Here is a 13,380-nt window from a genome sequence, read left to right on the forward strand (position 1 = left end):
TTAACTAGCTATATTTTCTTCTTATAAAAATAAAAAAACTGCTTGTGCATTCGTAATTAATTCTTATTTTTAATTTTATGACAGAAGTAGAAATTGAAAAAGAAAATGCACTTATAACAAAAGCTTATAAAAATCTTTTAAAGGTTAGTTATACATCACTGTCTGATGATGATAAAAAACTTATACGTAAAGCTTTTGAAGTAGCAGTAGATGCACATAAAGACCAACGCAGAAAAAGTGGTGAAGCCTACATATTTCACCCAATTGCTGTGGCAAGAATTGTTGCTTCAGAAATTGGATTAGACGCCACTTCTATTGCTGCAGCACTACTTCATGATGTTGTAGAAGACAGTGACGACTACACTGTTAAAGATATAGAAAAACTATTTGGCGAAACAGTTGCAAGAATTGTAGATGGTTTAACTAAAATTTCCTCTTTAAGCAAAGAAAAAGACATGGATGTGTCTCTTCAAGCTGAGAATTTTAGAAAAATGCTACTCACACTTAATGACGATGTACGTGTAATTATTATAAAAATTGCCGATAGACTTCATAACATGCAAACTATGGACTCTATGCGTCCTGATAAGCAAGAAAAAATTGCCAGCGAAACACTATATATCTATGCTCCTTTAGCACACAGAATAGGATTATATAATATTAAAACAGAACTTGAAGATTTAAGTTTAAAATATACCGAGCCAGAAATTTATAACGATATTCTTCTTAAAACTAAAGAAAGTAAAGAAGAACAAGATGCTTATATAAAAGAATTTAATAATGTTATAAAAACATCTTTAGATAGGGAACATTTAAATTACGAAATAAAAGGACGACCAAAATCTATTTTTTCTATAAAACGAAAAATGGAAAAACAAGGCGTTGCTTATGAAGAAGTTTACGATAAGTTTGCCGTACGAATCATTTATAAATCCGATAAGGAAAATGAAAAATTCCTAGCTTGGAAAATATACTCGGTAGTAACAGATCACTTTAGACCAAATCCAACACGCTTACGAGATTGGATTTCTTCTCCAAAATCTACTGGTTATGAGGCACTACATATCACGGTAATGGGTCCAAAAGGCCGTTGGGTAGAAGTGCAAATTAGAAGTGAACGCATGAACGAAATTGCAGAAAAAGGTTATGCGGCACACTATAAATACAAAAACAAAGACGACAAAGAAGATAATTTAGACATGTGGATTAATAGGCTTCAAGAAGCACTAGAAAATCACTCTACCAATGCAGTAGACTTTGTCGAGCAATTTAAACTCAACCTCTACTCTAAAGAAATATTTGTTTTTACACCAAAAGGAGATTTAAAATCGTTACCAAAAGGTGCAACACCTTTAGATTTTGCATTTAGTATACATACAGAAATTGGTATGAAAACACGAGGCGCAAAAGTAAATGGAAAATTGGTGCCATTAAGTCACGAGTTAAACAGTGGTGATCAAGTCGATATTTTAACAAGCGAAAACATAAAACCCAATCCTAATTGGTTAGACTACGCAACAACATCACGAGCAAGAGGAAAAATAAAATCTCTATTACGAGAAGACGAAAAGTTAATTGCCGAAGATGGTAAAGAAGTTTTACGAAGAAAATTAAAACAACTTAAAATTACGTTAGACGAAAAATCGATTAACGAAATGGTTAATTATTTTAAGTTAAAAACTAGTTTAGATTTATTTTATCGTGTTGGTATTGGTACCATTAGTAATACAATGCTTAAAGAATATGCTGCCTCGCGCAGTAATGCATTAGTTAGTTTTATAAAAAATAAAATAAGCAGAAAAAACTCAATATCTAAAGAAGAACTTGAAAAAGACGAAATTACAAGCAGCTACGACATGCTTGTTTTTGGTAAAGAAGAAGAAACTTTAGAATACATACTAGCAACTTGCTGTAATCCAATTCCGGGAGACGATGTTTTTGGATTTTTAACCATAAATGATGGTATAAAAGTGCATAAAAAAAATTGTCCAAATGCTTTAAGCATGCAATCTAACTATGCCTACAGAATTATGCTTGCAAAATGGATTGACTCTTCTAAACAAGAATATCATGCAAAAATTAATCTATCTGGCATAGATAATTTAGGTTTAGTAAACGATATTACTAAAATGATTTCAGAAAACATGCATGTAAACATGACTAGTATTAGTTTTCAAAGTAATCATGGTATTTTCTCTGGAAAAATTAATGTTAGCGTTAAAAACAAAACACTATTAAAAAAAGTAATGGATAATCTTAAAAAAATAAATGGTATAGAGAAAGTTTCAAGAGCTTAAAACCTACCTTGTTAATAACTGCTTAATAACACATTATTCTATATTAGAAAAACATAGAATAACCTCAAAAAAAAATGTAAATTTGTGACTTAGATTATGAGCGCAAATACAGACACAAAAAATCAAGAAATAGTTAAGAATGTTTTTACAACATTCTTAGAAGCTAACGGTCACAGAAAAACACCTGAACGCTACGCTATACTTCAAGAAATCTACAACAGCAAAGAGCATTTCGATATTGAATCTTTGTATTTAAAGATGAAAAACAAAAAGTATCGTGTAAGTCGAGCAACACTGTACAATACAATAGAATTACTATTAGATTGTGGTTTAGTACGTAAACACCAGTTTGGAAAAAACCAAGCACATTACGAAAAATCTTATTTCGATAAACAACACGATCATGTTATTTTAACAGATACAGGTGAAGTAATCGAGTTTTGCGACCCAAGAATTCAATCTATAAAAAAAACAATCGAAGAGGTTTTTGATATTGAAATCACAAACCACTCACTATATTTTTACGGTAACCGAAAAACAACTAAAAACAACTAACTACTATGGCAGTAGATTTACTACTAGGTTTACAATGGGGAGACGAAGGCAAAGGAAAAATTGTCGATGTATTAACCAAAAATTACAATATTATAGCACGATTTCAAGGTGGTCCAAATGCTGGACACACACTTAAATTCGATGGTATAAAACACGTTTTACGTACAATTCCTTCTGGAATTTTTCATAAAGACTCTATGAATATTATAGGAAATGGCGTTGTTGTCGATCCTGTAGTTTTTATTAAAGAATTAGAAGGATTAGATCAATTTAACATTGATTATAAATCTAAACTAATTGTATCGCGTAAAGCACACTTAATTTTACCAACACATCGTTTATTAGATGCGGCCAGTGAAGCTTCAAAAGGAAAAGCGAAAATTGGTTCTACATTAAAAGGTATTGGACCAACATATATGGACAAAACTGGTAGAAACGGTATTCGTGTTGGAGATTTAGAGATGCCAGACTGGAAAGAAAAATACAGAGCTCTAGCTAACAAGCATGAAGCAATGATTGAATTCTACAACGTAGACGTACAATACGATTTAGCAGAAATGGAAGTTGAATTTTTCGAATCTGTAGAACGTTTAAAAGAATTACAATTTATAGATAGCGAAGCGTATTTGCACCAAGCGTTAAAAGACGATAAAACTATTTTGGCCGAAGGTGCTCAAGGTTCTCTTTTAGATATTGATTTTGGTACTTATCCATTTGTAACATCTTCTAATACTACAGCAGCAGGAGCTTGTACAGGTTTAGGTATTGCTCCAAACAAAATAAAAGAAGTTTTTGGTATTTTTAAAGCCTATACTACACGTGTTGGTTCTGGACCTTTTCCAACAGAATTATTTGATGCAGATGGTGAAGAAATGGCTAGAGTTGGTCAAGAATTTGGAGCCGTTACAGGTAGAGCAAGACGTTGTGGATGGTTAGATTTAGTAGCCTTAAAATACACTTGTCGTGTTAATGGTGTTACACAATTAATGATGATGAAAAGCGATGTGCTTTCTGGCTTTAAAACCTTAAAAGTAGCTACAGCTTATAAATATAAAGGTGAAACTATAGAACATTTACCATTTAATATTGAACCAGAATATGTGGAACCAATTTATACAGAGTTTAAAGGTTGGAGTGAAGACTTAACAAAAATGACTAAATACTCGCAACTTCCAAAAGAACTTAACGATTATATAGATTTTCTTGAAAAAGAATTAGAAATTCCTATTTCAATTGTTTCTGTTGGACCAGATAGAAAACAAACTATTTTTAGAGATTAATTTTCTTATAAAATTATACTTAAAAAACCTATCTTCTTAAAATGATAGGTTTTTTTATATCTTAGTTTTAAATTAGCCTTGAATATTTAAATGAATTTAGAAACCCTTAATCTTAATATTTTTAACATACTCATTATATCTGGAGTTATTCATGGTGTAATATTTAGTTTTTACGTTTTTGCCCAAGACAAAATAATAAAGAAAAGCACAATTTATTTAGCGTTAACCGTACTTTTTTTATCTTTAAGTAATTTTCAATATTGGTTAATTGATACTTCAATAACAAACCAATATATTTTCTTAAAATATATTTTTATTCCCTGGCACTGGTTAGTTTTACCAATGTTCTATTTATATGTGTATAAATTAACATGCAAAGAGAAAATAACTTTAGTAAAAAACGTACTATTATTTACACCATTTGTAATAGTACTTCTAGTCCATATACTAAATATTTATTATCGAATCTCTACAGATGATATTAATAAAATAAATTCACATTTTGAAAGAGGTATTTATGTTTACTTAGAATTCGCTTCTTTTATTTTCAATCTTTTACTTATGTTTTTATCACATAAAATGATTAAGCAGTATGAAAATAATTTGTCTTATGATATTAAATGGGTAAAAACTGAAACCAATTGGTTAAAAAAATTAATTTATTTAGGAATACTGGTTTGCATATGTTGGCTAATTGCTATTTCTATTATTACAATTCATAATATTAATAACACCTATTTTTTCTATCCTATGTGGATTGGCAACTCTATATTAGTCTATTGGATAGGTTATGCAGGGTTAGCAAAATCTAAACAATTAAAAGAACGTATTTTAATAAGAGAAAAAAGAATTAAAAAAATTAGTAGTGATAAAACAAAAAAAACTAAAACCTTTAAAAATTTAGAAGAAGAAATTATTAGTAGTAAATTATATTTAAATCCTAACTTAAACTTAGAGTATTTATCAAAACATTTAGACTTGAGTGATGGTTATATTTCACAGCAAATAAATACTAATTCTAAAATGAATTTTAATGATTACATTAATAATTTAAGAATTATTAATGCAAAACAGATACTTCAAGATAAAGAATACGATAATTACACAATTGTAGCTATAGGCTTAGAATCTGGTTTTAATTCTAAATCTAGTTTTTATACCGCTTTTAAAAAATTTACTAATAAAACCCCTTCACAATATAAAAAAGATGTCCGAAATCTTTAACATTATACATATCTAGGACTTTGACCATTTAAAAGACAAGTAATATTGCTTCATTAAATATTTAAAACTAAACAAATAATGAAACAGAACTTTTTTAAACTAACATTACTTTTTCTTATCGCAATCTCAGCTTATAATTGTCAAAATGATGATGATATTATAAATTTAGATAAAACCACAAAAAACAATATTACTGTAGAGCATATTTCTTCAAAAAAATTAGACACTAGAACAGCAATAAAAATTACAGAAAAAGTAAAACAAATACAAAAAAATAAAGAATTAACACTAAATAGCCAAAATAAATTTGTTTATAATAATGACTTTGGCGTCTATATAGATTTAGATAATGGAAAGCTAATTAATAATAATGGAAAACTTTATTATACTTACCCAATGTACAGAAATAATGAAGAGAAACTAGAAAACATTGTGTTTACAGTATTAGATAATGGAGAAGTTGAAACATTTTTTGTAAAATATAACATAACACCAAAACAATTTGATGAATTGTCTACTATTGAGCAACAAAATTTAACACCTCAATTTCAAAAAGTTGATGCAAATGGAAATCCAGAATATATTTGTGTAGATTTTATACAAACAATTATTGTTTATGGTCAGTGTGAAATAGAACATTCAAACGGACTAACTTGTGATGGAGAAATATCAACTTATGTAACCTCTTTTTGTAATTGGACGAGTGGTTCATCTAACAACACTGGTAACCCAACAACAAACAATACTAATAATACAAACACGTCTAACAATAATTATGGTAATGGTTATACCAATGGAAGCAATAGTGTTACTACAACACCAATATCTCCTACTGCAATGTTAATTTTCGAATTATCAAATGCATTAAATCTAACACCAGAAATGACTGCATGGTTAGAAATAAAAACGAATTGGGCAAAAGGACAGTATATTAAGAAGTTTTTAGAAGAACAAGGCGGTTGTTTTCTTTTAGATTTAGATATACAAGGTAATACAACCTCTCCAGAATGTCAGCAAGCCGCTAGTATAGCAGAAGCCATACTTATTTTAATGATGAATGACACTGGTTTGACTTTTGAAGATGCAATTATACTTTATGTTTTTGGAGAACAGGTTGAAATAATAGTTGAAGGTCCAGACACTCCAATAGAAAATATGTCGCAATATTTAGATTGTTTTGATACAAGTCAATCCGGTCAGGATGCAAAAATAACAATCTATGTAGATGAACCAGTTGATGGATCGAATGCCTTAGTCGGTGCAGATGGAGTTGGTCATACATTTATTTCTATTGAACAAGGAGAAAATATTGCAACTTTTGGTTTTTATCCAGTGTATGGTCTACCTAGTTTATATTATTCAGTTGATGGAATTATGGGAAATAATAGTAATACGACATATGATGTTAGTATAACAATAGATAACGTATCTACAACTGATTTTAATAATGGTGAATTTACCTACCCATTACTATCAATTATCAATCATATAATAGCTTTTTCAAATTCTAATTATGATATTAATGGTCAGAACTGTACAGATTTAGGTATTGATATCGCTAATTTAGCTGGCTTGCCTATGCCTACTTGTAACGCAAATCCAATTTACTTTTTTGGGTCAACTCCTGGAAGAGCAGGAGAATATATTCGAAATTTAACACCTCTTCCTGAAGGAGTTACTAAAGATACTGATGGAGGAGTTTCACCAGATAATAATTGTAATTAATGATGAAAAATAAACTAACAATAAAAAATTTATCAATATTCATCTTCTTAGCTGTCATATTACCATTTGGTAAACTAGAAATGTTTAATGGGATAATAATGCTAATAAACTTAACGTTAATTTTTACTAAAAATGCCTTATCATTTTTAGATTATATATTTTTATCCTTAGGTCTATTAGGTTTATTTTTTATTTCATTTTACAAAAACAAAAATGTTATAATTGGCTATATACTAACTTATTTATGGCTAAGTTATAAAGTTTCTTGGTTTGAGCTTAATAATAGCATTATTGTTACTTTATCATTAGTGATTTACATATCATTTTCGATTTACACTTCAATTAGATTATTAAAAATGAAAAAATGAAAAAATGAAAAAAATTATTATAGTAGTTATTATTTCACTATCATTTTCTAGCTATTCTCAAGAAAAAAAATTTAAAGATTGGAAAGCAGATGAAATAGAAAAATATAAATCTTTAAAAGCACTAGCCAAATATATAGAAAATAAAGAGGCTAATCAAATTTCCAAAGACACTCTATTTAACAAATATATTTATTTTGATTACGTACTTAATGACACTCTTGTAGAAAGAAGAGAAAGAAGACTTGAAAGCTTCGACACAATCTTTTCTGCTTTTAGAAAACCAATTGATAGTTTGGGCATAGAGAATATTGATGCAAAACCAATTCGTTTTTTTAAAAATCATAAAATTTATGAGCCTTTTAAAGAAGAATTAGCAAAAGAAACTATTGGTGGAGAAAAAATGTATACAAAGGATGCTAACGTGTTTGCTTATTATAAAAAAAACGAACCCGAAAAACCATTGAAAGCATTATTGTTTGATCCAGACACAAATAAATTAGTTGCATGGATTATGATAAACCAAGGTGGCTATAGGTATTTTTTAACATTTAATCTTTTTTAACTAAACTTCCTTAGTATAAAAAAATATATAAAACCTATTTTCTGTAATGTAGATAGGTTTTTTGATATTAAAATTTTCCTAATAGATAATGCCAACTCATATTAATCATTATTTTTGCTCAAACACTAATTATAAGATGTTTAAAAAAATAATAATAGTATTTCTTTTAAGTTTAGTTTCTTTCAGCAGTTTTGCGCAACAACGTAAAAACATTGAAATTAAAGACTCTGGTGCTTTTGGTGAAATAGACGAAGAAAAATATCCAGGCGCAAGAATTCTAACGCGTAGTGATGCCGGACAAGTACATGTTTACCATGATGGTATAGATATGTACTGCGACCAAGCCGTGCTATACGGTAGAGAAAATTTTGTTGAAGCCTACGGAAATGTAAAAATGGTACAAGGCGATACCATTACCATGGTTGCTAAATATGCCGAGTATAGTGGTAAAACACAATTAGCATTCGCCAAAGGAGATGTTGTTTTAACCGAACCTAGCTCCGTTTTAACTACCGATAAACTTTTTTTCGACCGTGCTAAACAAGAAGCTTTTTATAACGAAAACGGCAAAGTAGTTAGAGATAGTTCTGGAACAATAACAAGTACTGTTGGAAGATATTACATGTCTCAAAAAAAATATCGCTTTTTAAACACTGTTAAATTAGTAAATCCAGAATACGTTTTAACCACTAATCAATTAGATTTCTTTTCGGAAACTGGACATGCTTACATGTATGGAGATTCTAAAATTGTAGGAGAAACAAGCAAAGTATATTGCGAACGTGGTTTCTACAATACAAATAACGACACTGGTTACTTTACAAAGAACTCGAGAATAGATTACGATAACCGTGTAGTAGTAGGTGACAGCATGTATTTTGATAGGAATAAAGATTTTGCATCGGCTTCCAATAATATAGTAATTACAGATACTATTAATAAAAGTATAATAAAAGGCCATTATGCCGAGGTATATAAGTCTAAAGATTCTGCATTTGTAACAAATCGAGCATTAGCAATTACAGTTCAAGAAAACGATTCTATATACATTCATTCCGACACCTTAATGGTTACTGGAAAAGAAAATAATAGAATTACAAGAGCCTTTAGAAATGCAAAATTGTACAAATCTGATGTTAGTGGAAAGTCTGATTCTATTCACGTTAATCACCAAACAGGTTTAACACAACTAATTAATTTATCTCGATTATCTTCAAAAGATGCATTTGCTGTAAAAAGAAGACCTATACTTTGGAATTTAACCAATCAAATTACAGGTGATACTATTCATTTAAAATCTAATCCAGAAACCGAAAAAATAGATTCTCTTATAGTATTTGAAAATGCTTTTATAATAAGTAAAGACACTATAAGCGAAAATTATTACAGCCAGATAAAAGGAAAACGCCTCATTGGTTTGTTTGATGATAAAAACCAAATGAAACAAGTAAATATCTTTAAAAATGCCGAGTCAATTTTTATTATTAGAAATGAAGATGATGAATTTGTAGGATTAGACAAAGCACGATCTGCGAATATTGAAATGTATTTTGAAGATGGTGATATTAATATGTATAAACGTTTAATTTCTACAGAAGCAAACACCTATCCTGAAGACGATATTCCTAAAGGTGCCATGAGATTAAAAGACTTTGATTGGCGAGAAGAAGAAAGACCTTTAAGTGTAGAAGACTTATTTAAAGATGATCCGCCTTTAAATTTACCAGTAATAAAAGGCTTAGCTCCTGCAGTACCTGATGAAGAATTTTTTGATGAAGATTTATTAAACCGTGTAGATAAAGCAGACGAAGAAAGTAAACCTAAAGTTCGTTTTGGAGATTCGCGCGACGATGCTTCACAAAAAGCCTCAAGGCAAATACCTAAAAAGATTATTAAACAAGACACTGTAAAAAGTAATTTACCAAAACAAACCAGAGCTAAAGAATTAAAACCAGTTCTTGGTAAACCATTAGAATTAAAAGAAGAGGAATGAAAGAAAGTTTCTTTAAACATCAAGCACAAACCTCTCCACATCCTTTAGCAATGGAAATTTCTCATGCTAAAGGCTCTTATATTTACGACAAAAACAATAATGCCTATTTAGATTTTGTTGCAGGTGTTTCGGCTTGTCCTTTAGGTCATTCACACCCTAAAGTTGTTTCAGCTATAAAAAAACAAGTAGATAACTATTTACACGTTATGGTTTATGGAGAATACATCCAGAAACCAGCTGTAGAATTATGTAAGCTATTTGCAAAACACCTTCCAAATTCTTTAGAAAAAACATATTTAGTAAACTCTGGAACCGAAGCTATTGAAGGCGCTTTAAAACTTGCAAGAAGAGCAACAGGAAGAAGCCAGATTATTGCTGCGCATAATGCTTACCACGGTAATACTATGGGCTCACTAAGTTTAATGGATTTTGAAGAACGTAAAGCTCCTTTTAGACCTTTACTTCCAGAAATTAGCCATATAACATATAATTATGAGCCACACTTAAAACACATTACCACAAAAACAGCCGCTGTAATTTTAGAAACTATTCAAGGTGGTGCTGGTTTTATAGAACCAAAAAACAATTATTTACAAAAAGTAAAAAAACGTTGTAAAGAGGTTGGAGCGCTTTTAATATTAGACGATATACAGCCTGGAATTGGGAGAACTGGAAAACTATCAGGTTTTGAAAATTACAATTGTATTCCAGATATTTTAGTAACAGGTAAAGGCCTTGGAGGAGGCTTACCTATTGGAGCATTTACAGCTTCGTCAATATTAATGGATACTCTACAAGACAATCCTAAATTAGGACATATAACCACTTTTGGCGGTAATCCAGTTATTGCTGCTGCTGCGTTAGCAACATTAAAAGAAATTACAGAAAGTGACTTAATGTCTCAAGCCTTAGAAAAAGAACAACTAATTAGAAAGCACTTAAAACATTCGCTAATTAAAGAAATAAGAGGAAAAGGTTTAATGTTAGCTGCTATTTTACCAACTGCAGAAATAGCTAATCAACTCATTTTAAATGCACAAGATAAAGGTTTAATATTATTTTGGTTATTATTTGAACCTAAAGCAGTACGTATCACTCCACCACTCACTATCTCTAACGATGAAATAATAAAAGGCTGTGGCATTATTATTGAAGTATTAAACAAAATACAACTTAAATAAACAAGCTTAACACATTAAAAGCCAGTGTTTTTAATATAAGACAACAACAAGTATTTTGCTTTTGTTGATTACTTTGTTAAAAACATTTACTTGTAACATCATAAAATTAGAGCTTTGAGCGTTACATTTATTATATAGAAATGCTAAATTAATGCCTATGGATTTTAGCCAAGAAGAAGAAAATAATAACGTATCGCTTATTAAATTTGAGTCTATGCTTAAAACAAATAATGTTTTGTTTTTCGACTCAAATGAATTTGAAAATATCATTCATCATTACCTTAATCAAGGTAAAGTAGCTTTAGCTAAAAAAGCAATTAAATTAGGCTTAGAGCAGCATCCAAGCTCAACAAATTTAAAACTCTTTAAAGTTGAAATTTTTGTTTTTGAAAATGAACTTGCTAAAGCTAATTCATTATTAAATGAATTGTATGTTCTTGAACCTTCTAATGAAGAAATTTATATTCAGAAAGCAAATATACTTTCTAAAGAAGATAAGCACGAGGAAGCTATTGATATTTTAAATCGTGCATTAGACCTTGCAGACGATACTTCAGATTTACACTCTCTTATTGGCATGGAATATCTATTTTTAGACAAATTCGATATGGCAAGAGACAGTTTTATGCGTTGTTTAGAAGCAAATCCTGATGATTATGCCTCTCTTTACAACATTATATATTGTTTTGACTTTTTAGATAAAAATAACGAAGCTATAGAGTATCTTAATATATATTTAGATAAAAATCCTTATTGTGAAGTTGCATGGCATCAACTTGGACGTCAATATTTTGAATTAAAAGATTATGAAAAAGCATTAAGCGCATATGATTTTGCAATTATATCAGACGATACTTTTATTGGTGCTTATTTAGAGAAAGGAAAAGTTTTAGAAAAACTAAAAATGTATAACGAAGCTATAGAAAACTACAGCATTACACTTTCTCTTGAAGACCCTACATCTTTCGCTTTACTTAGAATTGGAAATTGTCACGAAAAATTAGGAAACAACGATTTAGCAGTACATTATTATTACAAAACAGTACATGAAGATCCTCTTTTAGACAAAGGTTGGATTGCTATAACCAAATTTTATTGTAAAAATAAAAATTACCAAAAAGCTTTATACTATATTAATAAAGCTATAAATATTGATGGTGAAAATGTATTGTACTGGAAATATTATGCCAAAATAAACCATAGATTAAACTTTCTTGAAGAAGCTGAGCGTGGTTACAAACGTGCTTTAGAGTTAGGTAATTACGAACTAGAAACTTGGTTAATAAGAGCAGATATTTTAACTCAATTAGGCGAACCTGAAGCTGCAACGTTTAATTTAATTCAAGCTACAGAATTCTATCCAGAAAATGCAGAAATAGAATTTAGGTTAGCAGGTTTAAATTTTACATTATTAGAATTTGAAAAAGCAACTTTCCATTTAAAAAATGCAATGCGTTTTGATGCTGAGCAGGTTATTATTTTAGAAGAATTATTTCCAGAAGTTTTTGAGTCTTTATTAGCTAAAAAAATTATTAATTTATAAACACTTTAAAACGATTTAACTTTATCTTCTATTAAAATGAGATAGTTTAGCGTTTTTTTATAATCCTTTTTAACTAACGCAACTTTATTATAAATTAATAAAAGAGCTGGTAGTATTTACCTTTTTTTATCTACTCTAAATCCCAGAATTTTAGACAAAAAAAAGTCTCTCAAATTATTGAGAGACTTTAGAGCCGATGGAGGGACTCGAACCCACGACCTGCTGATTACAAATCAGCTGCTCTAGCCAGCTGAGCTACATCGGCAAAGCGAGTGCAAATATAAATTTGTAAATGATATTTGCAAACTTTTTTTTAAACTTTTTACAATTTATTTATTCTTTCTATTAATTCGCGACCCTTAGTCTCTAATTCTAAGTTAATTGACTTAAAGTGTGCTTTTTTATTTTCTACGTCTTTTGCATTAACTTTTGCAATTAATTCATCAAAAATAATAATTGCATCGTCAATAATAACTTCGCTTTTTTTAGTTTCCTTATCTGGGTTAGTATATTCCCAAACATAAACTGCTTCAATAATATCACCTAATACATAGTTAATGTCTTTTTTTAGGTCTCTTTTATTTGCCATAATTTTAAATTTATTTGAGCTACAAAAATAGAGAATAAATTTGGAATAAATGATCGAAAATAA

Annotated in this window: 10 protein-coding genes and 1 tRNA gene; 9 read left to right on the top strand and 2 right to left on the bottom strand. The window is 29.4% G+C overall.

Annotated features, from left to right (window positions below; all coding sequences use genetic code 11):
- Positions 1 to 77 precede the first annotated feature (77 nt).
- From BWR22_RS11305 to BWR22_RS11350, 9 genes are all read left to right on the top strand, one after another.
- Positions 78 to 2,297 carry a RelA/SpoT family protein gene (locus BWR22_RS11305; protein ID WP_076733779.1) on the top strand — a complete coding sequence of 740 codons (2,220 nt, stop codon included), beginning with the start codon at positions 78 to 80 and terminating at the stop codon, positions 2,295 to 2,297.
- A gap of 96 nt (positions 2,298 to 2,393) precedes the next feature.
- Positions 2,394 to 2,852, top strand: a complete 459-nt coding sequence (locus tag BWR22_RS11310; protein ID WP_076733780.1) for a Fur family transcriptional regulator — start codon at positions 2,394 to 2,396, stop codon at positions 2,850 to 2,852.
- 5 nt (positions 2,853 to 2,857) lie between these two features.
- The gene (locus BWR22_RS11315) at positions 2,858 to 4,132 is read left to right on the top strand and encodes an adenylosuccinate synthase (protein WP_076733781.1); all 1,275 of its coding nucleotides are present in this window, start codon (positions 2,858 to 2,860) and stop codon (positions 4,130 to 4,132) included.
- A gap of 90 nt (positions 4,133 to 4,222) precedes the next feature.
- Entirely contained in the window at positions 4,223 to 5,356 is a 1,134-nt protein-coding gene (locus tag BWR22_RS11320) for a helix-turn-helix domain-containing protein (RefSeq protein WP_076733782.1), read from the top strand.
- A gap of 78 nt (positions 5,357 to 5,434) precedes the next feature.
- The gene (locus tag BWR22_RS11325; protein ID WP_076733783.1) at positions 5,435 to 7,081 is read left to right on the top strand and encodes a hypothetical protein; all 1,647 of its coding nucleotides are present in this window, start codon (positions 5,435 to 5,437) and stop codon (positions 7,079 to 7,081) included.
- Positions 7,082 to 7,453: 372 nt separating this feature from the next.
- On the top strand, positions 7,454 to 8,011 hold the full coding sequence (locus BWR22_RS11335; protein ID WP_076733785.1) for a hypothetical protein: 558 nt from the start codon (positions 7,454 to 7,456) through the stop codon (positions 8,009 to 8,011).
- A 136-nt stretch (positions 8,012 to 8,147) separates the two neighbouring features.
- Positions 8,148 to 10,004: an OstA-like protein gene (locus BWR22_RS11340; protein WP_083678295.1), complete on the top strand. Its 1,857-nt coding sequence runs from the start codon at positions 8,148 to 8,150 to the stop codon at positions 10,002 to 10,004.
- Positions 10,001 to 11,185, top strand: coding sequence for an aspartate aminotransferase family protein (locus BWR22_RS11345; protein ID WP_076733786.1), 1,185 nt, complete (start codon positions 10,001 to 10,003; stop codon positions 11,183 to 11,185). The genes BWR22_RS11340 and BWR22_RS11345 overlap by 4 nt, the downstream gene beginning before the upstream one ends.
- A 157-nt stretch (positions 11,186 to 11,342) precedes the next feature.
- Positions 11,343 to 12,728 carry a tetratricopeptide repeat protein gene (locus BWR22_RS11350; RefSeq protein ID WP_076734422.1) on the top strand — a complete coding sequence of 462 codons (1,386 nt, stop codon included), beginning with the start codon at positions 11,343 to 11,345 and terminating at the stop codon, positions 12,726 to 12,728.
- Between the two features lie 191 nt (positions 12,729 to 12,919).
- On the opposite strand, the gene BWR22_RS11355 is transcribed toward BWR22_RS11350, so the two are convergent.
- Both BWR22_RS11355 and BWR22_RS11360 read right to left on the bottom strand, forming a co-directional pair.
- Positions 12,920 to 12,993: transfer RNA gene (locus BWR22_RS11355), tRNA-Thr, on the bottom strand.
- 57 nt (positions 12,994 to 13,050) lie between these two features.
- Positions 13,051 to 13,317, bottom strand: coding sequence for a hypothetical protein (locus BWR22_RS11360; RefSeq protein WP_076733787.1), 267 nt, complete (start codon positions 13,315 to 13,317; stop codon positions 13,051 to 13,053).
- Between the last annotated feature and the right edge of the window lie 63 nt (positions 13,318 to 13,380).

The organism is Lacinutrix venerupis (assembly GCF_001971745.1).
In the GTDB taxonomy this organism is placed as follows: domain Bacteria; phylum Bacteroidota; class Bacteroidia; order Flavobacteriales; family Flavobacteriaceae; genus Lacinutrix; species Lacinutrix venerupis.